Consider the following 24,474-nt stretch of genomic DNA (forward strand, 5'->3'; position numbering starts at 1 on the left):
TTGCCACCCGAACCTCACACACTCCCAACGAGATCCGAGCTGCCTCCCAGCTTCCTCAGGCCGCTGTGACGACCCGAGATCGGGGGTCTCTCACCCCCGATCGGTAACAACGCGCCTCAGGGCGCACATGGACCAGATGGTGGACCTGCGTATGTGCAGCGGGGGCACCACATTTCACACAACACGCATCCCGCACGATGATCGCCTGCCGCAGATGATGCGGGAACAGTCGTTTCGTGGTCCCCATCCGTAACGGCACACCCTCGTCGTCGAGGACGATCTCGGCCACCGCGCCGTCACACGACAACCGCCGGGCCGTCGAAGCCGTGACCGCACCCACCCACGGCAGGCGTGCCGGATCGAGACCATCGGCGGGAATGGTGACCAGCACCTGCGTACGCGGGGCTCCGGCGGTGGTCATAGCCGCACCGATCGCCGCCTGATCCAGCAGCAACTCCAGACCGTCCGCCCGACGCTCCCCGACACTGCGCCGATCGTCGGCGCCGTCGGGTTCGGGACGCGGACCGGAACGTTCGTCGATCATCGACAAGAACTTCTCCCCGATCACCGCCGTCACATCGCCGGTGATGGCGACTCGGCCCTCGTCGGTCACCCGAGTGTGGACGGTGTTCAGTGATGCGTCATCGGCGGCCGGAACCGCGTCCGGGTTCTCGTCGGCGACACGCATGGCGATCGAGCGGGCGTGGGTGTCGATCTCGGCGGGCGTGGCACCGGAGAACGCCTGGGTGAGCAACTCGGTCTCGAACAGCTGCCGCTCGCCATCGGAAAGCGCTGCCGCAGCAACTCTATTGACGAAAGCGATACCGCGGACGACCGCATCGACACACTCGACGGACAGATATCCCTCGGCTGCGCAGTCGGCGAGTTTCGGCAACCACGCCAGCCCGGTGGCGATCCGCACATCACGGTAGGCGACCGACGGTGGCATCCCCATGTCGATCAGAGCTTTGCGCGTGGTGGTGCCTCCACGCGCCGCCCAGCCAGAAGCGTCCAAAAGAGCTACGTGCACAGCGATCTGGTGATCGAGCACGTTGCGCAGCACCCGTAGTTCGTCGAGTCGGTCGAGCACCGCGCGACCGGTCCCGTCGTCGGGCGGTGGAGTCAGACCGATGAGGGTGTCGCGGAGCTCGGTGATCGAGGGCATGACACCAAGGTACTCGCCAGAACGTTCGACGACGAGATTTATCCACAACCGTCTTGTTCTCGATTTCAACTGTGCCACAGTTGATTTCACTCACGCATCAGCGGTGAACCGGGGTGAACTGCAGTGAACAGAAACCCCATCAGTCACAGGTGGATGGTTCAGAAGAACCCTCACTCTGGAGCATGTGGCCCGATTTTTGCCCCCGATGCGCGAGCGAAGCGAGTCTCCACTGCTCCCTTCAGCGTCAGGGTTGTGAAGCCACCTGAGTGGTGATCGGGTGTCGTCCACCGGGCGAGGAGAGAAGGGGGGGTCGCTGATTTCGGATAGGGAGCAGATGGGGGCGCTGCTCTCGGGTCAGGGAGCAGCGAATCACTCAGACGGCGAACGGAATTGGGCCCGCTTCCAGTCCCCGTTGATCTCGTCGCGCTCGCGGACCGCCTCCCGGAAACCCGCGGTCGCGGCGCGTTGCTGGAAGGCGTATCCCTCGCGGGTGTGGCGGGAGATCCCGTCGAAGACCGTGCTGATCATTCCCGAATTGGCGACCCCTTGGGCGAGGAGCGCGCTGTTGAGTGCCAGCTTGGCCATCACGAGCTGATTGACCGGCATCCGCGCGATCCGCTCGAGGAGATCCTCGGTGCGGGCGTCGAGGTCCTCGGCCGGCGGGGCCTCGACGGCCAGTCCCCACTCGTGGGCCTGCCGGCCCGACAGGCAGTCACCGGTGAACAGCAGCCGTTTGGCGCGCTGATCGCCGAGACGGTGTGCCCACATACCGGCCGCGGGAATTCCCCACACCCGGGTGGGCGGATAGCCGATCTTGGTGTCGTCGGCGCAGATGATCTGGTCGGCGTATAGCGCGATGTCCGTGCCGCCGGCGACCGCGAATCCGTGCAACTTCGCGACCGTCGGCTTGTTCGCGTGGAGCAGGCTGGCGAAACCGCGGTTGAATCTGCTCATCATCGCGTAGTCGATCATGGGGTCCCAGGTCCGGCCCGGGTCGTGATTGCGCGCCTGCACAACGGGATCGAGGACGGAGCCGGTCCGGGGATCGACAGCCTGCGAAGGGTCGCCACCGTTCTCCGCGAAGATCGACAGGTCGTATCCGCCGCAGAAACCCTTGCCCCGCCCGGATACGACGATCACGTGGACACCGGGGTCGAGGTCGGCGCGTTCCACCGCATGCGACAGTTCGACCGGGGTGTCGACGGTGATCGCGTTGCCCTGCTCGGGCCGATCGAAGGTGATGCGGGCGATCCGGCCGGTGACTTCGTAGGTGAGCGTGCGGTAGTCGATGTCCGGCTCGCGTTCCGCGCGTCCGGCGAACAACGAGTCCTCACCGTGGCGCAGATCGTCGCGCCACGCGGCCGGGCGCGAGCCGCTCGACTCAACCATGTGTGTTCTCCTGCACCGTCTTCGGGATCACGCGTTCGATGATGGACGCCGTGTCGACCCCCGTCGGCAACGTGCCGAACACATCACCCCGGTCGTTGCCGAGGCGGCTCACGACGAACGCATCGGCGACGGCCGGGTGCCCGTTGCGCACCAACAGGGAGGCCTGCAGGAGCTGGGCCATGCGGCCGACCACCCGGCGGGCTCGGTACTGCATCGCATCGAGGTCATCGAACTCGCTCCGCAGGTCGGCCGCAGCGGCGTCGAGGCGGCGGTCGGCCCCTGCCGCGCTGTCGATCTCGTCGAGAAACGCGGTCACCGTGTCCGGTTGTTTGACCATCGCCCGCAGCACGTCCAGGGCGGCGACGTTGCCCGACCCCTCCCAGATCGACATGAGCGGGGCCTCTCGGTAGAGCCTCGGCATCCGAGACTCCTCCACATATCCGTTGCCGCCCAGGCACTCCAGCGACTCCGCGGCATGGATCGGCGCCCGCTTGCACACGTGGTACTTGCTGACCGCGAGCGAGATCCGTCGTAGGGCGTCGGCCCGTTGGTCGCCCGCGACGGCCCGGTCGGTCAGCTCCGCGAGCCACAGCGCCACCATCGTCGCGCCTTCCGACTCGATCGCCAGATCGGCGAGGACGTTGCGCATCAACGGCTGATCGACGAGCGCGGCACCGAAGGCCCGACGGTGGGTGGCGTGGTGGGCGGCCTGGGCGACGCCGACCCGCATGCCGGTCGCCGACCCGAGGGTGCAGTCCAGGCGGGTCATGTTGACCATCTCGATGATCGTCGCCACGCCGCGGCCCTCATCACCGACGAGCCATCCGACGGTGTCGTCGTACTCCACTTCACTGCTCGCGTTGGAGTGGTTGCCCAACTTGGCTTTCAGCCGCTGCAGCTGGAAGGTGTTGCGCGACCCGTCGGGAAGCACCCGCGGGACGAAGAAACACGACAGACCTCCCGGCGCTTGTGCCAGCACCAGGAACACATCGCACATCGGCGCGGAGGTGAACCACTTGTGCCCGGTGATGCGATACGAGCCATCCGACTGCGCGACTGCGGTCGTCGTGTTCGCGCGGACATCGGACCCGCCCTGCTTCTCCGTCATCGACATCCCGGCGGTCAGTCCCGCCTTCGACAGCGGGCTCCGGAGCCCGGGCTCATACGTCGTCGAGACCAGAAGCGGTTCATAGAGTTCAGCGAGCTCAGCGTTGGCGCGCAGGGCAGGCACCACCCCGTAGGTCATCGACATCGGACATCCGTGTCCGGCGTCCACCTGTCCCCACACGCTCGACTTCACGGCTCGCTCGAAATGCGCTGTCGGGCTCGGGTTCGACCACGCGGTTCCGGCGAGGCCGAGGCCGATGCCCGTCCGCATGAGGTGGTGGTAGGCGGGGTCGTACACGACCTCGTCCACCCGGTTGCCGTACCGGTCATGGGTCCGCAGCTCCGGGGGGTGGGACTCGGCGAGATCGCCCCAACCGAGCGCCTCGGCGCCCCCGGCCAGCCGGCCGATCCGGTGCAACTCCTCGAGCATGTGGTCGGCGCCCGCGCGGTGGACCGCCTCGGCGATGGCCGGGGTGTCCGCGGAGTCGAAGTCGACGAGTTCGGGGACCTGATTGGTGACGACATGGGTGAACATGGCCTGACCCACCTTCCCGATCGGGGTCGCCATCCACCGTATTACACTTCTCACGCGCTCGCTATAGTTCAGTAATATCCGCGTGTGGCGACGTGCGACGAGTCGGCCGATAGCATCGACCGCGTGCCCGGACGCGTGGAGATTCCCAAGCTCACGGCGCGTTCGGTCATTCTCAGTGCGCTGCTCGGACTCGATTCGCCCGATGCGTCGATCGCCGGGATCCTGGCGATGGCCACCGACCTCGGTCTGCGCGAATCGACCGTCCGCGTGGCCCTCACGCGACTGGTCGCCGCGGGAGATCTGGAACGCACGAACGGTCGCTGCCGGCTCTCGCCGCGGCTCCTCGAACGACAGCAACGACAGGACCACGCACTGCATCCGGCGCGGCGCGACTGGGACGGGATGTGGGATCTCGCCGTCGTGACCGTCGGTTCCGAGAGTTCGACCGAACGTGCGCTCCTGCGCGACACACTGCAGAAAGCACGACTCGGCGAGATCCGGGAGGGCGTGTGGGCGCGTCCGGCCAATCTCGACCTCGAGTTCTCCCCGGACCTGCGCCGACGCCTGAACCTCTTCCGTGCAGCTCCCGAGGAGGCGTCGACGGACCTGGCTTCCCGCCTGTTCACACCGTCGGCCTGGGCATCGTCGGCCGATGAGTTGCTCGACGCGCTCGCGGCGGCGCCCGGCATCGCAAACCGCTTCGAGATCGCCGCAGCCATCGTGCGCCACATCCTGCGCGACCCGCTCCTGCCCGGCGAACTACTACCGGAGCCGTGGCCGGGCGATCGTCTCCGCGACGCGTACGAGGAGTTCCGCAACGAGCTCACCGGACTCGCCGCACGACACCTGGCGCCCGACCACGGGTGACCGAACAGGCACCAGACCGCGCGCCGGCGTCCATCCTGGGCATGGCTGCGTCGGAGCATCCGAGCACGAGGGTGTGCCCGGTCGGGTCCGTTAGGCATGATGGATCCCGATGAACGCGCCCGACCCCGACCACAGCCGCCCCGCCGATGCCGACGCGCCCACCGCGCCCGCATCCGGCCGGCCGGCCGGTGGAGCCCGCCGACCAGGCAACTTCGCCCGCAATCCGGTCTTCGTGATCCTCGGCGCGATCGTCGTCGGCGCGATCGTGGCGGGCGGGATCGCCTTCGCGACGGGGGTCTTCGACGACAGCGGCAGCGTCGGCGGCAGCAACATCGGCGAAGGCGAACGGCTCATCGAGAACGCCTTCACCAAGTCGGTGGCGGGCGACTGCCTCGATTGGCCGGCCGGGAACCCCGGGCAGCCGGTCGACGTACCGTGCGAGCAGAAGCACCGCTTCGAGGTCGCGGGCGCCATCGACACCGCCTTGATCCCCGGCGCCGAGTTCGGCGAGGACGCTCTCTGGCCGGGTGCCGAGCGGTTCGCCGCGATCCGCGACGAGCAGTGCCCGGTGATGGTGGACCAGTATCTCGACGGGCGCCTCGACCCGCAGGGCCGCTTCGCGGTCGGCATGATGTACCCGTCACAGGCACAGTGGGACAAGGGCGCGCGTCAGTTGCGCTGCGGGGTCCAGGAGAACGGCGCCGACGGTGCGCCGGTCCAGTTCTCCGGCCGGGTGGCCGATCAGAACCAGTCCTACGTCTGGCCCGAGGGAACGTGCGTCGGTATCGACACCGAGACCCGCGCCCCGACCGGCTTCGCGGTGAACTGCGCTGAGCCCCACGCCTTCCAGACGACCGGGATCGTCGATCTGTCGGTCCGTTTCGGTGACCGGATGTCGAACAAGCCGTGGCCGCCGACCGGTGCACAGAACGGTTACCTCGGGTCGATCTGTCCGGTCCAGGCCGAACGGTTCGCCGGCGGGCGCAAGCCGCTCGACGCGACCACGCTCAATGTCCAGTGGTCGGTACTCAGCGAGCCGAGCTGGCTCGCCGGCAGCCGCAAGGTGGTGTGCTACCTGGGCCTCCCCGACAAGCGCGGCGGGTTCGCGACCCTCGTCGGCGACGCCAAGGGCGGCGCCCTGCTGATCAACGGGCGGGCACCGGTCGCGCCTCCGGAGGCTCCTCCGGGGCGTGCTCTACCCACCCCGGTGCCGCTTCCACCGGGGATCGCGCCCAACCCCGACGAAGCCCCGGCCCCGGCGGGCTGAGCCGATGCCCGTTCCGATGTCCGACGACGAGTTCGACGGGCTGGTCTCCGATGCCCTGGACACCATCCCGACCGATCTGACCGACGCGATGAACAACGTGGTCATCCTCGTCGAGCCGTCCAACCCCGAGGAGCCGGGCATCCTCGGTCTGTATCACGGTGTGGCACTGACGATGCGGACCAGCGACTACGGCGGTTTCCTGCCGGACACCATCACCATCTACCGCGATCCCATCCTCGCGATGTGTCACTCGCGGGAGGAGGTCGTGCACGAGGTCGCGGTCACCGTCGTCCACGAGATCGCGCACCACTTCGGCATCGACGACGACTGGCTGCACGCCAACGGCTGGGGGTAGTGGCGCCGCGTCCACCGGGTTCGATGTTTGACCTGCGACGGAACGAGGTACGAGGGGTAGCAGATCGAGCAGCCCTCTATCTCAGGAGTACGTCCATGTCCTCAGACGCCATCGTCATCCTCCGGGATGAGCACAAAGAGATCCGCAAACTGTTCCGCGACTTCAAGTCGCAGGGCGACAAAGCCGTCAAGACCAAGGGCAAGATCGTCGACAAGATCATCGAGGCCCTCACCGTGCACACGTACATCGAGAACGAGGTGATGTACCCGGAGATCCGCAAGCGCGTGCCCGACCTCGAGGACGACATCCTCGAGTCCTACGAGGAGCACCACGTCGCCGACGTCCTCGTCGTCGAGCTGGCCGCCCTCTCGCCGGACGCCGAGCGATTCGACGCCAAGACCACCGTCCTCATCGAGAACGTCGAGCACCACATCGACGAGGAAGAGGACGAATGGTTCCCGAAGGTCCGAGACGCATTGAGCCGCAAGGAACTGCGCGAGATCGGTGAGGAGATGCTGCGCCGCCGGGAGAAGGCTCCGCGCCGGCCCTCGCAACCCTCGGCCCTGAAGAAGACGGTCGACGCCATCATCAAGTAGCCCTTCGAGACGCTCGCAAGCTCGCTCCTCAGGGAACAGGGTGACGCTCGCAAGCTCGCTCCTCAGGGAACAGGGTGACGCTCGCAAGCTCGCTCCTCAGGGAACGGAGTGACGCTCGCAAGCTCGCTCCTCAGGGAACGGGGTGACGCCCTCAGCCCATCGGTTCGTCGACGAGCGGCTCGTCGACCACCTCGAACGGGGCCGTCGCGGCACCCCATCGCCGGCACACCCACAGCCCGTCGGAGTACTCCAGTTCGATGGAACCGGTGTTGCCCAGGTGGGTTGCCGCGGCGAACCGGGAGTCGATCCCGGCCAGCCGTGCGGCGACCAGGCGAATGGCCGCACCGTGACTCACCAGGAACACATCGCGCTGGTCCGGTCCGGTGAGGTACATGTCGGCCAGGTCCTCGACCGTCGGCAGGTACCGGTCGTAGACCATCGCCAGGGATTCGCCGCCCGGGATGCGTGCGTCGAGATCGCCGTCGTGCCAGCGGTGCATGATGTCCTGGAAGACCTCATAGGACTCGCGGTCGGTGCGATCCTCCAGATCGCCGGCCTGCACCTCGTGCACACCGTCGACGGCCGCGGTCTCCACGTCCCACACCGAGCCGATGAGTTCGGCGGTCTGGCGTGCGCGGAGTGCACGCGAACTGAGCAACACCGCGTGGTGTTCCGGAGCGTTCTCCAGGCCGAACCGAACGCCCTGCCGCGCACCGAAATCGGTGAGTGCGGCACCGGGCAGGGCGGTGTCGAGGCGCCGCATGACGTTCGAGGTGGTCTCGCCGTGGCGGACCAGGTGCAGGCGCGCCATCAGTTGTCTCCTCGGCGCATCGAGTCGACCCAGGCGAGCGACTCGGTGTGATCGGGCGGCGTGGCGCCGGTGGTGCGCACCGCGGGCCACGACCCGAGGAACACCACGCGCTCACACCGGCGATGCAGGGCGGCAAGCGCTTCGGCGACGGCGGCGTCGTCGATGTGACCGACGGCGTCGAGGAAGAACCGGTACCGTCCGGCGATGCTGCGCCCCTGTGCCTCGTCGCGCTGTGGGCGCGATTCGATACGGGTGAGGTCGATTCCGCGCGAGGCGAATTCGTTCATCGCCGCCATCAGGCTGCCCGGCTCGTTCGACAGGTCGAGGATGACCGACGTCCGGTCGGCGCCGGTGCGTGGCAACGGGACCCCGGGCCGACCGAGCAGAAGGAACCGCGTGGTCGCGTCCCGCGCGTCGGCGACACCGTCGGCGAGCACCACCAGCCCGGACAGGCTCGCCGCGAGTCCGGTCGTGACCGCGGCATCCGCCTTGCCCGCCGCGACGTCCTGCGCGGCAGCGGCATTGGAGCTCGAGATCACGAACTGGGCATTCGGGAAAAGCTCACCCACCCGACGACGCACCTGCGCGGACGCAACGGGATAGGCGGCGATGGTGCGGACCTCGTCCGGGGGCAGCGGCGTGACCGCGGCGATCGCGAACGAGATGTCCAGCACGGTCTCGGCGAAGGCCTGCACGCGCCCGATGGCGGCGCCGCTCGTGGACGGCACCAGCGCATCCATCGTCGCGGGCACCGAACCCTCGAGCGAGCTCTCGATCGGCACGCAGCCGTACTCGGCATCACCGCTGCGGACCATGGCGATGGTCGCGGCGGGACTCGACGCGGCGACCCGCTCGATCTCGCCGGACAGGTCGAGGCCGGCGGTGTCGTCGTGATGTGCGGCGAGGACCGCGTCGAGTGCCATTTCGGTGAAGGTTCCGGGCGGGCCGAAGTAGGCGATCACAGGCACCACACGAGCCTAGTGGAAGCCGGCCGGTGGGACCGTTCGCCGGCATGCGTCTCGACATCGACGCATCAGTGCCGAAACCATTGACGCATGCGGTCCGGGAATTTAGGTTAGGGTTACCTTCCAACGACCCCGTCACGCGACGCCGACCGGAGAGACTGTCATGACGAGAACGACGACCGACCGCCCGACGGATGCCGAGATGATCCAAACGGCCTGTCGTCGGGTCGGTTCCGCCATCCTGGCCGTCGAAGGTGCCGACGCCACCCCGATCGACGTCGTCCACCTCTTCGAGTCCCAGGCGTTCGTCCTCGTCCCGTCCGCCGGCGACGCCATGCAGGCGGTCGACGAGGCCGAGGGCGTGCCCGCCATGCTCGAAGTGACCGACTGGGCGCCCATCGACCTGCGCGAACGGGTGCGTTCGGTGATCTGGCTGAACGGCACCCTGCACGAGGTCCCCCGGGATCTGGAGCGCGACCTGGCCATCGAGATCGCGACCGAACACCCCGACGACGGACTGCTCGACATCGGACACGGCGCATCGATGCTGCGACTGCAGATCGACACCGCGGTGATCGCCTCGTCGGCCGGTGCGGCCTCGGTGTCGGCCGGCGAACTCGCCGACGCCGACCCCGACCCGTTCTGGGAGCAGGAGGGCAGCTGGCTCGAACACCTCGACACCGACCACGCCGACATCGTCGGACAACTGGTCCGAAAGCTACCCGCCGATCTCCGCACCGGGCGCGTGCGGCCACTCGGCCTCGACCGCTTCGGCATCCGCTTCCGGATCGAGGGACTCGAGGGCGACTCCGACGTCCGACTCCCCTTCGCACGTCCCGTCTCCGACGTGTTCGAACTGTCCCGCGCACTGCGCAACCTCGCGGGCTGTCCGTTCCTGAACTCGATTCCCGACTGACCCGCGTCTCGCGAACCACCGCGCTGTTCCGCATCATCGCCACCGGTCGCGGGGCCCTAGGCTGACCTGCATGGCCTTGCGCGAGTACCTGAAGCCGTCCCCGCACGGCATCCCGGTCGTCACCGACCGCATCGAGCGACGCGGCATCATCGTCGAGCTGGTCATCGTCGGGACCCTGACGTTCGCATTCTCGGCCCTGTCGGCCGCCCTCGCTCTGCTCGAGGCACAACTCGCCGGCGGCATCGGCGGGACGACCGTCGCACTCAATCCCAGCCGGTCCGACCTCGGCGTCATCGACGCCATCCGGCAGATCATGAGCGGGCTCCGCCTGTTCGCCATCGCAGCCCTGGGCGTATACCTGTTGTGGCGCAGCGGAATCGGGCTCTCGCGCGTCGGCCTGGGGCGGTGGGCGCCACGCCGCGACGTCCCCGCCGGACTCGTTCTCGCCGCCGTCATCGGTCTGCCCGGGCTGGCGCTGGTCGCCGTGGCGCGCGCCCTCGGTCTGAACGCGAGTCTCGTACCCAGTCAGGCCGACACCTGGTGGGAGTGGCCGGTTCTCGTGCTGATCGCGATCGGCAATGCCGCCGCCGAGGAGATCGTCGTGGTCGCGTACTTCATCACCCGGCTGCGTCAGCTCGGGGCGTCCGACGGCGCGTCGCTCGCCGCCAGCGCGATCCTCCGCGGCGGTTATCACCTGTACCAGGGCTTCGGTGCCGGCGTCGGCAACCTGGTCATGGGCCTCGTCTACGGCCGCTTCTATCAAGTCAGCGGTCGCGTGTGGCCTCTCGTCATCGCCCATGCGGTCATCGACGTGGTCGCCTTCGTCGGATACGGACTGCTCCGGGACCACCTGTCGTGGGTCGGGTGAGCGGGCCCCGACACCCGTCGACCGTGCATCGTTTCCCGCCGACTGTGCCCCCGTTTTCGTCGACCGTGCGTCCATCTCCGTTGACTGTGCGTCCGTTTTCGTCGACCGTGCGTCCACTTCCGTCGACTGTGCGCCCTACCCGAGCACCGTTGAACACGGTGAGATGATTCGCTAGATTCGTCTCATGACTGTCGATGTGCCGCCCGGCCCGGCCACCGAGCCGGCGAGCCTCCCCTTTCCGCGACGGCATCGGGCCGCCGAGTCCCGCGGCCGACGCATCGGCAAACTCCTGAAGGTCTACAACCACCTTCGCGAACCCGATGACGACGAGCTCGCGCAGCTCGGACGCCGGTTGCGCACACGGGACGAACCCGCCGCGACGCTGGTCCGGGCCATGCGCCTGCCCCGAGGTGTGGACGGCCGGGTGACGATGCGCCAGTTCGAGCAGGCGCTCGCCGGCGACATGCCGTCCGACGCCCCGGCCGCGCTTCGTGACTTCTTCGCGCTGGTCGAGAACACGCCCGACTGGGTCGATCCCGACCTCTGCGACCGCGGCGCCGCTGTCTACCGACGCTTCGGCCAGAACGCGAACGACGTCCTGCTGCAGCTCTCCCTGATCGGCGGCTACCGCTTCGGCGGACCCGCCGACCTGCTGGTCGCGACCGGCGGACTCACCGGGAACACCGTCATCCGACGACTCGGTGAGACACAGACCTGGGCCATCGCGGTCGGCGAGCCGGGTGGCATGGCACGCGACGGCGGGGGCTGGCGGCTCACCGTCCACGTGCGCCTGATGCATGCCCTGGTCAACGAGAGGTACGAACACAACGGTCGCTGGGACATCGACCAGTGGGGCCTGCCGATCAACCAGTCCGACCTTGCCGCCACCCTCAACCTCTTCAGCGGCGCCTTGATGATGGGCGTCCGTGCGCTCGGGGTCCCCGTGAGCCGCGACGACTCCCGCGCCCTCATGCATCTGTGGAAGTACGTCGGGTGGCTGATCGGCGTCGACGACGACTGGCTCTTCGACTCCGAACGCGACCAGCATCAGCTGAGTTACGCGGTCCTGCTGACGCAACACGACGTGACCGACGCCGGTGCGGCCCTCACCACCGCGATCGTCGACGCCCAGAACCGCCTGCACTACCGACGCTTCCCCCGCGTGGCCGCGCGCTACACCCGAGCGCGCCTGGTCAGCATGCTGCAGGGCTTCCTGGGGGTACGCGGTATGCGCGACCTCGGCCTGCGTCCCGCCCTGCCCTGGGCCTTCGGTCTCGCCTGGGTGCGCAACACGCTCACCTACCAGGTCATCGCGCGGACGCCGGTCGGCCCGCGCTATCTGGAATGGACCGGCGCTCGCGCACGGCGTCGTGCCCTCTTCCGCCACTTCGGCCCCGACGCACCGGAGATCGGGTCACTCGCGGAGCGCTGATCGCCGCATCAGGGTTGTCGCTGTGCCGTCGTGACGCGGTCCGGGACCCGGGAGCCGATGGCACCGGATCCGGATGATGTTGTGCCCGGATTCCGGGCTCGAGATCACACGGATTCCCCGGTCATGGGCCCGCACCTCTGACCTCCGACCGGAGGTGACGAAACGACCTCCGCGCGAGCAGCATTTGCGTCAGGTGAGGCGCTCGGCGTCATCGCGACGATCCTCGGCGACCGGCCGTCCACCCGACCCGGTGACCCGCGCGAGCAGATAGAGCACGAGTCCGACGACGATCAGGATGCCTGCGCGCAGCCATGTCGACGCGCTCTGCTGTGTCATCAGCACGATGCAGGAGACCACCGCGAGTATCGGAACGATCGTCGGGGTCCGAAAGTGGTCGGTGTCCGTGCGATCGCGGCGCAGCACGAGCACCGCGACGTTGGTGCTGACGAAGACGAACAGCAGCAGGAGCACCACCGTCTCGGCGAGCGCCGCGACCGTGCCCGTCGCCGAGAGGATCATTGCGACCGCGGTCGTGGCCACGATCGCCGTCCACGGCGTGCGACGACCGGGCAGCACCTTTGCCAGTGCACCCGGGAGCAGCCCGTCCCGTGCCATGCCGAAGGTCAGGCGCGACGCCATGATCATCGTGAGCAACGCACCGTTCGCGACAGCGATCAGCGCGATCAGGGAGAACAGCTGGTCGGGTATCCCGACATCGGCGATCGAGACGACCTCCAGCAGCGGCCCCGACGACTCCACCAGCCGCTCGGGTGGTGCGACCACCGACACCGCGAGGCCGACGAGCACGTACACGACGCCGGCCGCGAGCAGTGCACCGAACAGCGCCTTCGGATACACCCGCCGCACGTCACGGACCTCTTCGGCCATGTTGGCCGAGGTCTCGAAGCCGACGAACGAGTAGTAGGCGAGCAATGCCGCACCGAGAACGGCCAGCGCCGGTGTCGTCTCGTCGGTGAACTCCAGCACCCGCTGCGGCTCTCCGTCACCACGACCGAGGACGATGCCGGCCAGCACGACGACGAGGACGAGCCCGGAGACCTCCACGATGGTCATCACCACGTTCGCGCTCAGGGACTCTCTGATCCCGCGGGCGTTGAGCGCCGCGACCGCGAGGAGGAACACCAGAGCCGCCACGGTGGTCGGTACGTCGAGGAAGACCTGCAGGTAGTCGCCCGCGAAGGCGAGTGCGAGTCCGGCGGCACTCGTCACGCCGGCCGCCAGCATGCAGAAGCCGACCAGGAACGAGACGAGCGGATGGCGGTAGGCATGCCGCGCGAACACCGCGGCGCCGCCGGCCCGCGGGTACTTGGTGACGAGTTCGGCATACGACGCCGCGGTCAGCATCGCCAGCGCCAGGGCCAGCGCCAGCGGGACCCAGATCGCGCCGCCGACCTCACCGGCGACCTCGCCCACGAGCGCGTAGATACCCGCGCCGAGGACATCGCCCAGGATGAACAGGAACAGCAACTTGCCGGTGATGGCCCGCCGCAGCGGGGTGTGCCCACCGTCGGCCCCGGCGCCGGTCCCGGTCTCCTCGGAGTCGCCCGCTTCGGCGACATGTTTGTCGGTCATGGCGAGTCCTGTACCCCGTTCGGGCCGGATCGAGACCTCGGTGACGAATCACTCCCCCGAGGCGTCGACGCCACCGCACACACCAACCGACCGACATCCCTCACGGCCGCCCATGCGTACATTTGATGGGATGAACGAGCAGGACCCGCCGATCCTCCGGCGAGGTCGCCCCGGGCCACCGATGCCGCCCGGGCGGCCAGCGGGCCCGCCGCTGCGCCCGGGACCACCGCCCGGCCAGGGCCATCGCCCACCTCCCGGCGCTGTCGGCCCGTCCGCTCATCCGCAGGCCATGCCGCGGATCCCCGCACGCGGACCCGATCCGCGCCGCGCCCCGGCGCCCGGTGCCGGCGGCCGTCCGCCGCATCCCGCCCCGGCCGACCGGCCCTCCCCGTCGGGGCAACCCGGTCCGGGCGGGTATGCCCCCACCCAGAAACCCGAGCCGATCCCGGACGATCGCTCCCGCGGCCGTCGGTCGTCACCCGCGGACCGTCGGAGCCGTGACCGATCCGCCGGTCCCCCACCCGCGCCCCCGCGCCCGACCACGCCGCCCCGTCCCCGACGCGGCGGCCGTCGCGCGGTCCGCATCGGCAAGGTCCTGCTGATCCTGCTGCTCGTCGTCGTCCTCGGGTCCGTCGGACTGCTGTTCTACTACGACTCCAGACTCGACCGCATCGACGCGCTGCGGGCCTATGCCGGACGCCCGTCGGACACCCCCGGCACCAACTGGCTCATCGTCGGCACCGACTCGCGCTCCGATCTCACCGAGGAACAACGCCGGGCACTCGCGACCGGTGACGCCGACGGATCCCGCACCGACACGATCATGCTCGTCCACAACCCACCCGGCGGCGGCAAAGCGATCGTGGTGAGCATCCCGCGCGACCTGTACGTGGAGGTCCCGGGCCAGGGCAGTCTGAAGATCAACGCCTCGTTCAGCATCGGCGGTCCGGCGCTGCTCGTGCAGACCGTGGAGAACCTCACCGGAATCCACATCGACCACTACGCCGAGATCGGCTTCGGCGGGTTCGACACCCTGGTCGACGCGGTCGGCGGCGTCGACATGTGTATCGACCAGCCGCTCAACGACCCGAAAGCCGGACTGCGCCTTGCGAAGGGCTGCCACCGCCTCGACGGCCGCCAGGCACTGGGCCTGGTGCGCACCCGTGCATTCCCCCGCGCCGACCTCGAGCGAGTCGTCAACCAGCGGAAGTTCCTCGCGGCACTGGTCTCTCGCGCCACCAGTCCGACGGTGCTGCTGAATCCGTTCCGGCTCTTCGGCTTCATCGGCGGCGCCATCGATGCGCTCACAGTCGATGAGCGAGATCACATCTGGAACCTCGCGTCGCTCATGTTCGCTCTTCGGGACCCCATCACCACGACCACACCCGCCGGCGAGAGCACCTTCACCGATGAGGGACTCGCACTACCGGTCAACGAACAGACCGAGGAGTTCTTCGCACTCCTCCGTGCAGGTCAACCCATCCCCGACGACCTCCTCGTCGACGCCGGCGGGCCGTCGTAGAAGGGTTCCCAAACGCAGGCGAGACTTGCCTTAGTTAGCCTGAACTTGCTGGTGGGAGCCATTTTTCGGCTCTACGATGGGCCGCATGACCGAACACACGAAATTCCACCAACTGCTGCACGACCAGATCAGCAACGAGTTCTACGCCTCTCAGCAGTACATCGCGGTCGCCACCTACTTCGACAACCACGACATGCCACAGCTCGCGAAGCTCTTCTACCGCCAGGCAGTCGAAGAGCGCAATCACGCGATGATGATCGTGCAGTACTTCCTCGACCGGGACATGGAGGTCGAGATCCCCGGCATCCCGGCGCCCAACAACCGCTTCGAGGACTACCGCGCGCCCATCGATCTCGCTCTCGCACAAGAGAAGACGGTCACCCAGCAGGTCGTCGACCTCGCCAAGTCGGCCCGCGACACCGGCGACTACCTGGGTGAGCAGTTCGTGCAGTGGTTCCTCAAGGAGCAGGTCGAAGAGGTCGCGACCATGACGACCCTGCAGACCATCGCCGAGCGCTGCAACGGCAACCTCTTCGACCTCGAGAACTTCGTCGAGCGAGAGTTCAACGGCGACAAGACCTCCGACGCCACCGCACCCCCTGCGGCCGGCGGGAACATCTGACGCCGAAGCGTTCTGGCTCCCTGAGATGCGAGCGAAGCGAGCCACGAGGGTATGGTGGCTGCCTCGCCATGCCCTTCGTGGCTCGTCGCTATCGCTCCTCGCACCTCAGGGAGCAGAAGTGCGCGGCGATCAGCGCAGGGTCACCTGTCGACCGCGGATGCCGTCTCGCGAGCTGCGCTGTTCGATGGTCAGCGGCGACGTGTCGGCGAGCGCCTCGCCGAGCCACTGGTCGAACTGATTCAGACCGGCGTACCACTCCTCGTGGTGCATCTCGTTGTCGAGGTCGAAGACCGGGACGAGCAGCCCATGGGTGCGGAACGACCCGGCGAAGCGCGACCCCTCGCCGATCGTCAGCCGTCCGGCGGCGTGGAGCCGCGCCATCGCCGACATCAGATCATCTTCCGGCTCGGGCCGAATCCAGCGCAGGTGGGCACGCTCTCCGGCGTCGACCCACCAGGGCGCACTCGCGCCGCTGTCGACCACCAGTCGCGCCGTCGGCAGCACGGAGTCGTTGGCGCGCTCGAACATCGCCGTGATCTCGGCGGGGACGTCGGTGCCCTCCACGAACCACCAGCCGAAGTCCTGGTGGACCGTGATGTCCAGGACGGCGTCGGTGTTCACGACCTCGTCGAGCGTCGGGGCCTCGTCGGCGGCGTCGAGGTCGAATTCACTGCCGGCCTCGGCATGCGCGGACCATGCGATGGCCGCAGCCAGTTCGACGGCCAGCGCCGTCCGGTCCGGGTCGGTCTGCAGACCCACGAATCCCTCTGTGGCACCGTCGACCTCGCGCGCGAGAGCGGGCACCGCACCGGGCAGGATCGTCACGATGGAGACGTCGTTGCGCGATCCGGCCGGTTCGTTGAGTTCCAGTCGCGCGGTCGCCGAGGCGACGAAGGTCCGCAGCGCGACGAAGTCGCACTCGGACGCGAACCCGGCGAACGGCCGGGGCGGCGGCGCCAGAGCTGCCGCCTGCCGTGCCTTCCGTGCCGCCACGCGCTCGGCTCGATTGCTTCCCGGACGTGGTCCACTGCCCCGTTTGCTCTTCTTGCCCATCGGTCCACTCTCTCACGCCCCCACCGCGACGCCCGACAGCCTCGTACGCGCAGCGGTCAGTCGACGGTGACCAGCCAGTCGCGGACCTTCGCCGGATGGTTGGTGGCCAGCCACCGCACACCGAGGTCGGCGCAGAGCTGGACGTCGACCTGCTCGTCGACGGTCCAGCAATAGGTGACCCGACCGGCTGCCGCGGCGCGGTCGACGATCTCGGGATATTGCCGCAAGGTCATCACCGACGGCCCGATGCCGGTCGCTCCCACCGCTGTGGCGGCACCGCCGCCGAGAACCCGAGCGGTGTCGCCGAGCAGGATCGTCGGCAGCATGGGTGCGTGGCGTCGTATCCGCCAGACCCCCGCCGAGGAGAACGAGATGACCACGGCGCGGCTGTGATCGGCCGACGGCGGGGTCGCCACCCCGAACTCGTGCAGCATCTCGAGGAGTTTCTGCTCGACGAGACTGCCGAAACGAACCGGGTGCTTGGTCTCGATGAACAACCGGACGGGACGACGCCAGTCCAGGGTGAGCGTCAGCAGCTCCCGCAGTGTCAGGATCGATGCCGGCCCACCCGACGCGTGCCAGCTGCCGAAGTCGAGTTCGCGCAGTTCGGCGAGGGTCATCTCGCTGACGATGCCCGAGCCGTCGGACGTGCGGTCGACAGTTCGGTCGTGCACGCAGACGAGTTCGTGGTCGGCGGTCAGCCGGACGTCGCATTCGAGTCCGTCCGCGCCCTGTGCGAGGGCGAGTTCGTAGGCGGCGAGGGTGTGCTCCGGGCAGTCACCCGACGCCCCGCGGTGCGCCACCACCGCCGGCTTTCCCGAACGCGAGACCTTCTCGGCCGCGCCCACGTTCACCCCTGAGTTCATCCGACCGCCACCCACCGTCTCGTCTGGACCGGGGCCGCCGCGGCGACCCCGAACAGTGTCCGCACCCGGCGCGCCATCCAGAAGGCGAACGCTGCAGAGATCGCCGTGCTGACGATGACCATCGCCAGCGCGTTCGCCCCGGTCTGCAGCGAGTCCGAGCGCCAGGCGATGAGCCGGGCGACGATCGCCGCCCCGGCCGCCACGTTGACCAGAATCCAGGCGACCCACAACTTGCGGAGTCGGCGGCCCACGAGGTCGGCGTCGAGTGACGGGTCCTGGCCGACACGGTGCGCGGCGACCTCCTGCAGCACGAGCGGAGCGCCGATCAGGTTGACCAGAGGCAGCCCGGACAATGCCGCGACCCAACCGGGCCGGCGCGGGTCGAGCAGACCCGCCGACGCATAGGTGTCGGCGCGCAGCTCCAGCACCCACCGCATGAAAGCCAGTGTCGCCAACACGAATCCGAGGAAGGCGACGACCCCGACGAAGACGGTGAGCCAGTCCGAGGCGATGATGAGGAACTCGGGCAGCGGACGGTCGCGGTTGAGGACCAGCAGGATGTAGCGGACGAGATGGACGAGCGCGGACGCGGTCAGCGCAGAACCCGCGAGCACCAGCGCGAGCCCCAGTCGGGAGCGGGAATCGTCGAGCTTCTGGTGCGCGGCGTCGGCCGGCGTCGGTTCGTCGTGCAGACCCCACGTGGGTACGTAGACGTAGCGAGGGATGAGTCGCGGACCACGCTCTACGGGGCCGCGGCGGGCCGGTACGGCCTCGGGTGGGCGGCGGGCCACCCATCGCACGTTGCGACTGCGGTACAGACGCCCGGCGGGCGCCGAAGTCGGGCCCGGATGCCGGGGGCCCGGGTGTCCGGGGCCCGAGGGACGCACCGAGGACTCTCGTCGCGCCGCCAGGGCACGCGCGGCGTCGTCGACGACGCTCAGCGGACCGCCACACCGGGGACAGCGTTCGCGTCCGGGACGATGCGGCGCCTGGATTCGGCACCGCGGGCAGAGGTCGATCATCGGCCGGCGTCGCCCTCGGGTCGCGGGTCGCCGATCTCCACGGGCTTGCCGTGTTCTTGCCAGGCGAGCATGCCGCCGCGGACGCAGATTCCGTCGTAGCCGACCTGGGCGAGATACTGCAGGACACGCATGGACCGGCCGCTGGAATGGCAGACCACGTACAGATCGTGATCGGGGTCGAGTTCGTCGAGTCGGCCCGGGACCTCGGCCAGCGGGATGTGCACAGCTCCTCGGATGTGGCCGGAGGCCCATTCGTCGTCCTCACGGACATCGAGCATGACCGCGTCGGCCCGCCCGGTAAAGTCGTCCGGAAGTTCGGTCACCGGCACCTGAGTGATGTCGCCCATGGTCACGTTTTCCATGGTGGCACAGAGACGGCCGGGCGCGACGTCACCTGTCCACGACGAGGCCTGCGCGGCGCCTCCGTCAGCCTCCGGCACGCGTCGAACTGCCGTTATGTCGACCTGCATAATTCTATCCACATGCGTGTTCTGGACGTTTGACCCCCGCTCACAGACTGACCGTCTAGTTGGGGATGAGACTGTGGAATTGTGGAAAAACGCAGGCCACAGCGGATCTACTTGTGACAGCGGTCACTTGATCGATCGAATGTGCGCGTAGGAAATTCACGTCAGTGAATGGCCCGAGGCGACCTGAAATTCCACTTCAGTGAACAACACCTGTGGATAACTTGGGGACAATGCACAAGAAGAACAGTGCGATGGCCCCCGCCGACGGGTTTCAATCCCGGTGCATGAGCGACGTCCGCAACGACGGAGCACGATCGAATGCCGCCAGGACTCCGGTCGTCACACTCTCCGCAAACCCGGCGACCGAGGTCTGACTCCCGACCAGTCGCATCAACAGCGGCTTCGGTGTCTCGACGACGGTGATCTCGGCATCCGGATATCGCTCGGCCACAACCGACCGCATCACGCCGATACCGTCCACGACACCGAGCTCCGCGGCCCGGCTCCCGATCCAGACGTCACCGTTGAACAGTTCGTCGTCGGACGCCGTCAGCTTCTTGCCGCGCCGCTGACGGACCCACGCGATGAACGCCTCGTGCAACTGCCCCTGCAGACCCTTGAGCCATTCGACGTCCTCGGCCTGCTCGGGAGAGAACGTGTCGAGCCGCGCCTTGTTCTCACCCGTCGTGTAGAGCCGGCGTTGGACCCCGAACCGGTCGAGCACGGCCGAGAAACCGAACCCCGACGACACGACGCCGATCGAGCCCACGATGGAGGTGTGGGCGGCGAAGATCTCGTCGGCCGCGCACGCGATCCAGTAGCCACCGGAGGCCGCGACGTCCTCACAGAACGCGAGGACCGGCACCCCCTTCTCCGCGGAGAGCTGGCGGATGCGTTCGGCGATGTACTCCGACTGTGCCGGCGAACCGCCGGGCGAATTGACGACCACCACGACGGCCCGCAGACGCTCCGTGGCGAAGGCCTTCTTGAGGACCGGTTCGACGGACTCGGTGTTGACGCCGTGCTTGCCCATCCCGGTGATGCCGATCGGGCCGTCGAGACGAACCACGGCGACCTGCTCGGTCCGCGCCTTCGAGAACTTCTTCCCCACCGCCCCCAGCGGTCCGACAGTCATCTGCCCGAGTGTAACGACGTGTACGGACAGCGTCCGTCTCCCGTTCGCATGCGCCGGGGCACCCGGCGCCGTCGGACGCACCGTAGAATCTGCCGGGTGCAGGTGCGGTGGCTCAGCGCATTCCTCGATTTCCCCGCCGACGTGTTCGGCAGCGAGGTGACCTTCTGGCGCGCGATCTCGGGCAGTACTGTCTCCCCGCCACGGGGCGAGCATCGTGAGTTCGCGTCGCTGGAACCGTTCTACGGCGACCCGCACCTACGGGTCCAGCGCATCGATGACGGTCCGGGTGGAGTCCACCTCGACATCCACACCGACGACCCGCACACCGCCACCGCGGAGGCACTCGCGCTCGGGGCCACCCTCGTCCACGACGCCGGCACCCACCTCACGCTCCGATCGCCGGCCGGGTTCGTGTTCTGCCTCGTGCCCTGGGAGGGCGAGTCGAAACGATCGCGCCCCATTCGATGGCCCGGTGACGCGATCAGCATCATCGACCAGCTGTGCATCGACATCCCCGCCGACGCCTTCGACGCCGAGGTCGGGTTCTGGACACGGCTCACCGGCTGGGCCACCACACCGCGGAGCCGGCCCGAGCTGATCGCGCTGCATCGCGACCCGGCGGTGACCCTCGGAATCCTGTTGCAACGCAAGCAAGAAGGGTCGTCGGACAGCGGACCGGCGACCGCCCATCTCGACATCGCCACCAACTCGGTCGCCGACGAGGTGGCTCGGCACGAGGACTGGGGCGCCCGCGCAATCGAGAAGTATCCGCAGTGGACGACGATGGCGGATCCGGTCGGCCGCACCTACTGCATCACCTCGCGGAACCCCCGCACCGGAGATTGAGTCGCGAACCGGAACTGCCGGCGCGCACCGCCTCACCCTCAGGTGCCGGTCGTCAACTCGCGGAGCCGGTCGACCTCGGCGTCGACGTCGCGTCGTTCGGCGGCGGACACCGGGCGCAGGAAGTCCACCACCGGGAGCTCGTCGGCGTCGAGAGACCATGTGCCGGCCAAAAATCCGTCGATGAGCACGAATCCGGGCGACCGGCCGTTGGCGGTCACCGTGCGGCGGAACATCTCCGGCTCGGCGATCCGGATCCGGTCGGCCTGCGCGCCGATCACATGATCGAACGGGGCGATCAGCCGGACCGGTGCCGGCGCATCCGCGTCGGCGAGCGCGAGGCCGTCGAGGTCGTAGAGCACCTCGCCGTTCGGCCCGGCGAGACGGACGAGTTCCCAATCGGCTTCAAGCTTCTCGACGATGGGCCGCAACCTGGTGAGCCCGGACCAGGTCTGAATGGCCTTGACGGTCGCCGGACCGAACCCGCGTAGATACAGCCTGATCAGGTCGGCGCGGGCGTCATCGTCCACGACGGCCGGTTCGCCGGGACCCACCCACTCGTCGAACAGGCGGTAGGTGGGCCCGCCCCGGCCCCGCCACAGGCCGCGCGGCGGAACCTGGACCAGCGGCAGACCGCACAGGGCGATCGTGGTGAGTGTCGACGGGTTCTCGGCGGGGTGGCGGGCGGCCAGTTCTCTCCCGAGTTCGGCGCCGGCGAGTTCGCGGCCCGCGAGGATCTCCGCGGCCGACGCCAGAACCTGCGCCGGATCGGCCCCGGCCAGTTTCCGCGCGTGGATGTCGGTCAGCTCGCGGTGCAGCGTCGGATCGGCGAGCGGACGAATCCAGCGTGCGTCCTCGGCGTCGATCAGGAAGATCGTCGACCGCAGCAACGCCATCCGCACGACCTCGCGGTCGGTGAGCATATCTTCCAGCTCGAGCGGGTCGAAATCCTCGATGCGCGACCACAGTCCGAAGAAAGCGGCACGCGGGTCCTGGGACTGCAGCCCGACGCAGCGGTCGAGTACCTCGATCGCATCCTCGGCCACACGAGTGAGCAGGTGCTGGCGCTGCAAGAGGGTGCGGTTCCATTGCCGCAGCGAGATCCGTTCGGTCACCGCAGGTCTCGTCGAGATGAAGGGCGGTCGTCTCGGCCCGGCACCGCGGCGTCAGCCCGGGTAGACGACGCCGGTCGCGGCGTGGCAGCGATACCCGTGCGGATTCTTCGCGAGGTACTGCTGGTGGTGATCCTCGGCGTAGTAGAACCGTCCGTCGCCCGCTTCGGCGAGCGGCTTGATCTCGGTGGCGATCGCACCCTCACCGGCGGCGTCGAGCGCGGTCTGGAAGGTCGCGGCGGTGGCCTGGACGGTGGCCAGATCCGCATCGGTCAGGGCGTACACCGCAGACCGGTACTGGGTTCCGATGTCGTTGCCCTGGCGCATCTCCTGGGTCGGGTCGTGCGACTCCCAGAAGATCTTCAGCAGGCCCTCGAGATCGATCACGGCCGGATCGAAGACCACCAGCGTCGCCTCGGTGTGTCCGGTGCGCGCGGTGCACGTCTCCTCATAGGTCGGGTTCGGCGTGTACCCGCCCGCATAACCGACCGCCGTCGTGTACACGCCGGGAACCTGCCAGAAGATCTCCTCGATTCCCCAGAAACAGCCACCGGCCAGCACGATCGAGGCGAGACCGTCGTCGAACCCGCCGATCCCGTGCTCGTATGTCCCGTCCGATTCGGGCCGGCCGCGCATCGGCGTTCCGAGGATCAGGTGGTCGCCCGGGACCGTGATCTCGGACGTGCGGCCGGGCAGCGCGGCGTCGGCGGCGACGAGGTCCTGCTTGCGTGAGCCGGCGGCGAAGAGCTGGTCGAGCCAAGACATGGACCAAGTCTACGCGCGGCAGACGCCGGACCCCGGAGACGACGAGTTGAGGTCATCGCTCGAGTCTGTTTATGATGGCGGTCACATCCACCGCAGTGTGATACCGATCACTTCGATGTCATCTCGGTCTGTTCGACGAGGGGATGTGCAGCCGGTCCACCGACGAAGGGCGACGATGGCGACGCACGCGAGCGGAGATCTCCGACGCGCCCCCGGGGTCGGCCGAACCGCCCCGCGGGCCACCTACGACGTGGCGAGGAGTTGCCGCACAAGCGCCCTCACCATTCTCGCTCTCGTCATCGTGTTCGTTCTGCTCATCGTGATCTGAGCACCACGCACCCGACGCAGCGCTGACGCCGCTGTTCCCACCGCCCGACGCAGAGGTCCGGCGTCGTTGAAAGCTCAACCGCGCTTGATGTTTCTTGCGCGGGATTGTTGCAATCACTAGTGCACTGGGGAAGGCTGGAAGCGTTCGTGTGGCTCCCGACCGAGTGGTCGGCGCCACGCGTGGACAGGGAAAACGAGTAGCACCTCAGAGAGGAACATCGTGGCTGAATACACCTTGCCGGATCTCGATTACGACTACGCGGCACTGGAACCGCACATCTCCGGCAGGATCATGGAGCTCCATCACAGCAAGCACCACGCCACCTACGTCAAGGGCGCCAACGACACCCTGGAGAAGCTGGCCGCGGCCCGCGACGACGACAGCATCGCCGGCAAGGTCTACGGACTCTCCGCCACGTTGTCGTTCCACCTGGGCGGTCACACCAACCACTCCATCTTCTGGAAGAACCTGTCGCCCAACGGCGGTGGCGAGCCCGACGGCGACCTCGCGGCCGCCCTCACCGAGCAGTTCGGTGGCTTCGACAAGTTCAAGGCCCACTTCACCGCCGCAGCCACCACCCTTCAGGGGTCGGGCTGGGCGATCCTGGGTTACGACACCATCGGCGGCAAGCTCGTCATCCTGCAGCTGACCGACCAGAGCGGCAACATCCCCGCCGCCATCATCCCGGTCGTCATGCTCGACATGTGGGAGCACGCCTTCTACCTGGACTACCAGAACGTCAAGCCGGACTACGTCAAGGCGTGGTGGAACGTCGTGAACTGGGCCGACGCCAACGAGCGTCTCGCCCGCGCGAAGAGCCAGGGCAGCGGACTGGTCGTCCCGGCCTGACCCCGGTTCGCCGAAACATCA

The 24,474-nt window shown here is 68.2% G+C and carries 25 protein-coding genes; 12 read left to right on the forward strand and 13 right to left on the reverse strand.

The genetic code is table 11. The features are described from left to right. Positions 1-55: 55 nt before the first annotated feature. The 3 genes from MHN80_RS19130 to MHN80_RS19140 all read right to left on the reverse strand — a co-directional run bounded on the left by MHN80_RS19130 (position 56) and on the right by MHN80_RS19140 (position 4,196). Positions 56-1,165: a DUF222 domain-containing protein gene (locus MHN80_RS19130; RefSeq protein ID WP_239403039.1), complete on the reverse strand. Its 1,110-nt coding sequence runs from the start codon at positions 1,163-1,165 to the stop codon at positions 56-58. 369 nt (positions 1,166-1,534) lie between these two features. Further along, positions 1,535-2,554: a crotonase/enoyl-CoA hydratase family protein gene (locus tag MHN80_RS19135; RefSeq protein ID WP_239403040.1), complete on the reverse strand. Its 1,020-nt coding sequence runs from the start codon at positions 2,552-2,554 to the stop codon at positions 1,535-1,537. Then, positions 2,547-4,196 carry an acyl-CoA dehydrogenase family protein gene (locus MHN80_RS19140; RefSeq protein ID WP_239403180.1) on the reverse strand — a complete coding sequence of 550 codons (1,650 nt, stop codon included), beginning with the start codon at positions 4,194-4,196 and terminating at the stop codon, positions 2,547-2,549. The genes MHN80_RS19135 and MHN80_RS19140 overlap by 8 nt, the downstream gene beginning before the upstream one ends. Before the next feature lie 123 nt (positions 4,197-4,319). Here MHN80_RS19140 and MHN80_RS19145 point away from each other — a divergent pair, with 123 nt between their 5' ends. The 4 genes from MHN80_RS19145 (at position 4,320) to MHN80_RS19160 (ending at position 7,281) form a co-directional block, all read left to right on the forward strand. After that, entirely contained in the window at positions 4,320-5,063 is a 744-nt protein-coding gene (locus MHN80_RS19145; protein ID WP_239403041.1) for a PaaX family transcriptional regulator C-terminal domain-containing protein, read from the forward strand. A gap of 109 nt (positions 5,064-5,172) precedes the next feature. Continuing rightward, positions 5,173-6,330, forward strand: a complete 1,158-nt coding sequence (locus MHN80_RS19150; protein ID WP_101822587.1) for a septum formation family protein — start codon at positions 5,173-5,175, stop codon at positions 6,328-6,330. A gap of 4 nt (positions 6,331-6,334) precedes the next feature. Then, positions 6,335-6,685, forward strand: a complete 351-nt coding sequence (locus tag MHN80_RS19155; RefSeq protein WP_004021405.1) for a metallopeptidase family protein — start codon at positions 6,335-6,337, stop codon at positions 6,683-6,685. A gap of 95 nt (positions 6,686-6,780) precedes the next feature. Further along, positions 6,781-7,281: a hemerythrin domain-containing protein gene (locus tag MHN80_RS19160; protein ID WP_239403042.1), complete on the forward strand. Its 501-nt coding sequence runs from the start codon at positions 6,781-6,783 to the stop codon at positions 7,279-7,281. A gap of 151 nt (positions 7,282-7,432) precedes the next feature. Here the strand turns inward: MHN80_RS19160 and MHN80_RS19165 are convergent, their stop codons facing one another. Continuing rightward, positions 7,433-8,092 carry a histidine phosphatase family protein gene (locus MHN80_RS19165; protein WP_239403043.1) on the reverse strand — a complete coding sequence of 220 codons (660 nt, stop codon included), beginning with the start codon at positions 8,090-8,092 and terminating at the stop codon, positions 7,433-7,435. Then, positions 8,092-9,063: a prephenate dehydratase gene (gene pheA / locus MHN80_RS19170; protein ID WP_239403044.1), complete on the reverse strand. Its 972-nt coding sequence runs from the start codon at positions 9,061-9,063 to the stop codon at positions 8,092-8,094. The genes MHN80_RS19165 and pheA overlap by 1 nt, the downstream gene beginning before the upstream one ends. A 157-nt stretch (positions 9,064-9,220) precedes the next feature. On the opposite strand from pheA, the gene MHN80_RS19175 reads away from it, so the two are divergent. The 3 genes from MHN80_RS19175 (at position 9,221) to MHN80_RS19185 (ending at position 12,273) form a co-directional block, all read left to right on the forward strand. Beyond that, on the forward strand, positions 9,221-9,973 hold the full coding sequence (locus MHN80_RS19175) for a DUF2470 domain-containing protein (RefSeq protein ID WP_239403045.1): 753 nt from the start codon (positions 9,221-9,223) through the stop codon (positions 9,971-9,973). Positions 9,974-10,043: 70 nt separating this feature from the next. Continuing rightward, on the forward strand, positions 10,044-10,841 hold the full coding sequence (locus MHN80_RS19180; protein ID WP_239403046.1) for a CPBP family intramembrane glutamic endopeptidase: 798 nt from the start codon (positions 10,044-10,046) through the stop codon (positions 10,839-10,841). Positions 10,842-11,025: 184 nt separating this feature from the next. Next, positions 11,026-12,273 (forward strand): oxygenase MpaB family protein, encoded by a 1,248-nt coding sequence (locus tag MHN80_RS19185; RefSeq protein WP_239403047.1) that lies wholly within the window; start codon positions 11,026-11,028, stop codon positions 12,271-12,273. Positions 12,274-12,462: 189 nt separating this feature from the next. Here MHN80_RS19185 and MHN80_RS19190 read toward each other — a convergent pair whose 3' ends face one another. Further along, positions 12,463-13,866 carry an APC family permease gene (locus MHN80_RS19190; protein WP_239403048.1) on the reverse strand — a complete coding sequence of 468 codons (1,404 nt, stop codon included), beginning with the start codon at positions 13,864-13,866 and terminating at the stop codon, positions 12,463-12,465. A 595-nt stretch (positions 13,867-14,461) separates the two neighbouring features. Between MHN80_RS19190 and MHN80_RS19195 the strand changes: the two genes are divergently transcribed. Then, positions 14,462-15,388 (forward strand): LCP family protein, encoded by a 927-nt coding sequence (locus tag MHN80_RS19195; protein ID WP_004021413.1) that lies wholly within the window; start codon positions 14,462-14,464, stop codon positions 15,386-15,388. Between the two features lie 85 nt (positions 15,389-15,473). Next, positions 15,474-16,010, forward strand: a complete 537-nt coding sequence (locus tag MHN80_RS19200) for a ferritin (protein WP_033204722.1) — start codon at positions 15,474-15,476, stop codon at positions 16,008-16,010. A 129-nt stretch (positions 16,011-16,139) separates the two neighbouring features. Here the strand turns inward: MHN80_RS19200 and MHN80_RS19205 are convergent, their stop codons facing one another. The 5 genes from MHN80_RS19205 to MHN80_RS19225 all read right to left on the reverse strand — a co-directional run bounded on the left by MHN80_RS19205 (position 16,140) and on the right by MHN80_RS19225 (position 20,556). After that, positions 16,140-17,063 carry a DUF5926 family protein gene (locus MHN80_RS19205; RefSeq protein WP_004021415.1) on the reverse strand — a complete coding sequence of 308 codons (924 nt, stop codon included), beginning with the start codon at positions 17,061-17,063 and terminating at the stop codon, positions 16,140-16,142. Positions 17,064-17,119: 56 nt separating this feature from the next. Next, positions 17,120-17,929 carry a glycerophosphodiester phosphodiesterase family protein gene (locus MHN80_RS19210; RefSeq protein ID WP_064569901.1) on the reverse strand — a complete coding sequence of 270 codons (810 nt, stop codon included), beginning with the start codon at positions 17,927-17,929 and terminating at the stop codon, positions 17,120-17,122. Continuing rightward, complete coding sequence (locus MHN80_RS19215; protein ID WP_239403049.1) at positions 17,926-18,720, reverse strand: DUF4328 domain-containing protein; 795 nt, start codon at positions 18,718-18,720, stop codon at positions 17,926-17,928. The genes MHN80_RS19210 and MHN80_RS19215 overlap by 4 nt, the downstream gene beginning before the upstream one ends. A gap of 227 nt (positions 18,721-18,947) precedes the next feature. After that, positions 18,948-19,298, reverse strand: a complete 351-nt coding sequence (locus tag MHN80_RS19220) for a rhodanese-like domain-containing protein (RefSeq protein WP_033204771.1) — start codon at positions 19,296-19,298, stop codon at positions 18,948-18,950. 394 nt (positions 19,299-19,692) lie between these two features. Then, positions 19,693-20,556: a S49 family peptidase gene (locus MHN80_RS19225; RefSeq protein ID WP_004021419.1), complete on the reverse strand. Its 864-nt coding sequence runs from the start codon at positions 20,554-20,556 to the stop codon at positions 19,693-19,695. A 96-nt stretch (positions 20,557-20,652) separates the two neighbouring features. Between MHN80_RS19225 and MHN80_RS19230 the strand changes: the two genes are divergently transcribed. Further along, a complete protein-coding gene (locus tag MHN80_RS19230) occupies positions 20,653-21,402 on the forward strand; it encodes a VOC family protein (protein ID WP_239403050.1) in 750 nt (249 codons plus the stop codon). Positions 21,403-21,440: 38 nt separating this feature from the next. Here the strand turns inward: MHN80_RS19230 and MHN80_RS19235 are convergent, their stop codons facing one another. Together MHN80_RS19235 and msrA are read right to left on the reverse strand one after the other, a co-directional pair. Next, a complete protein-coding gene (locus tag MHN80_RS19235; RefSeq protein WP_239403051.1) occupies positions 21,441-22,514 on the reverse strand; it encodes a winged helix DNA-binding domain-containing protein in 1,074 nt (357 codons plus the stop codon). A gap of 51 nt (positions 22,515-22,565) precedes the next feature. Further along, complete coding sequence (gene msrA, locus MHN80_RS19240; protein ID WP_064569904.1) at positions 22,566-23,276, reverse strand: peptide-methionine (S)-S-oxide reductase MsrA; 711 nt, start codon at positions 23,274-23,276, stop codon at positions 22,566-22,568. Between the two features lie 175 nt (positions 23,277-23,451). Here msrA and MHN80_RS19245 point away from each other — a divergent pair, with 175 nt between their 5' ends. Continuing rightward, entirely contained in the window at positions 23,452-23,604 is a 153-nt protein-coding gene (locus MHN80_RS19245; RefSeq protein ID WP_231895856.1) for a hypothetical protein, read from the forward strand. Between the two features lie 219 nt (positions 23,605-23,823). Continuing rightward, positions 23,824-24,453 (forward strand): superoxide dismutase, encoded by a 630-nt coding sequence (locus MHN80_RS19250; protein ID WP_004021423.1) that lies wholly within the window; start codon positions 23,824-23,826, stop codon positions 24,451-24,453. The last annotated feature ends 21 nt before the right edge of the window (positions 24,454-24,474 follow it).

Origin of the sequence: Gordonia sp. McavH-238-E (genome assembly GCF_022348225.1) — a bacterium.
In the GTDB taxonomy this organism is placed as follows: Bacteria; Actinomycetota; Actinomycetes; order Mycobacteriales; family Mycobacteriaceae; genus Gordonia; species Gordonia terrae.

Bases quoted from the DNA above. Each gene is read 5' to 3' on its own strand.
- MHN80_RS19140 (WP_239403180.1), bottom strand. From the start codon at position 4,196: ATGTTCACCCATGTCGTCACCAATCAGGTCCCCGAACTCGTCGACTTC.
- MHN80_RS19190 (WP_239403048.1), bottom strand. From the start codon at position 13,866: ATGACCGACAAACATGTCGCCGAAGCGGGCGACTCCGAGGAGACCGGG.
- MHN80_RS19160 (WP_239403042.1), top strand. From the start codon at position 6,781: ATGTCCTCAGACGCCATCGTCATCCTCCGGGATGAGCACAAAGAGATC.
- MHN80_RS19205 (WP_004021415.1), bottom strand. From the start codon at position 17,063: ATGGGCAAGAAGAGCAAACGGGGCAGTGGACCACGTCCGGGAAGCAAT.
- msrA (WP_064569904.1), bottom strand. From the start codon at position 23,276: ATGTCTTGGCTCGACCAGCTCTTCGCCGCCGGCTCACGCAAGCAGGAC.
- MHN80_RS19130 (WP_239403039.1), bottom strand. From the start codon at position 1,165: ATGCCCTCGATCACCGAGCTCCGCGACACCCTCATCGGTCTGACTCCA.
- MHN80_RS19245 (WP_231895856.1), top strand. From the start codon at position 23,452: ATGGCGACGCACGCGAGCGGAGATCTCCGACGCGCCCCCGGGGTCGGC.
- MHN80_RS19165 (WP_239403043.1), bottom strand. From the start codon at position 8,092: ATGGCGCGCCTGCACCTGGTCCGCCACGGCGAGACCACCTCGAACGTC.
- MHN80_RS19185 (WP_239403047.1), top strand. From the start codon at position 11,026: ATGACTGTCGATGTGCCGCCCGGCCCGGCCACCGAGCCGGCGAGCCTC.
- MHN80_RS19210 (WP_064569901.1), bottom strand. From the start codon at position 17,929: ATGAACTCAGGGGTGAACGTGGGCGCGGCCGAGAAGGTCTCGCGTTCG.
- MHN80_RS19135 (WP_239403040.1), bottom strand. From the start codon at position 2,554: ATGGTTGAGTCGAGCGGCTCGCGCCCGGCCGCGTGGCGCGACGATCTG.
- MHN80_RS19180 (WP_239403046.1), top strand. From the start codon at position 10,044: ATGGCCTTGCGCGAGTACCTGAAGCCGTCCCCGCACGGCATCCCGGTC.
- MHN80_RS19225 (WP_004021419.1), bottom strand. From the start codon at position 20,556: ATGACTGTCGGACCGCTGGGGGCGGTGGGGAAGAAGTTCTCGAAGGCG.
- MHN80_RS19150 (WP_101822587.1), top strand. From the start codon at position 5,173: ATGAACGCGCCCGACCCCGACCACAGCCGCCCCGCCGATGCCGACGCG.
- MHN80_RS19200 (WP_033204722.1), top strand. From the start codon at position 15,474: ATGACCGAACACACGAAATTCCACCAACTGCTGCACGACCAGATCAGC.
- MHN80_RS19155 (WP_004021405.1), top strand. From the start codon at position 6,335: ATGCCCGTTCCGATGTCCGACGACGAGTTCGACGGGCTGGTCTCCGAT.
- MHN80_RS19175 (WP_239403045.1), top strand. From the start codon at position 9,221: ATGACGAGAACGACGACCGACCGCCCGACGGATGCCGAGATGATCCAA.
- MHN80_RS19220 (WP_033204771.1), bottom strand. From the start codon at position 19,298: ATGGGCGACATCACTCAGGTGCCGGTGACCGAACTTCCGGACGACTTT.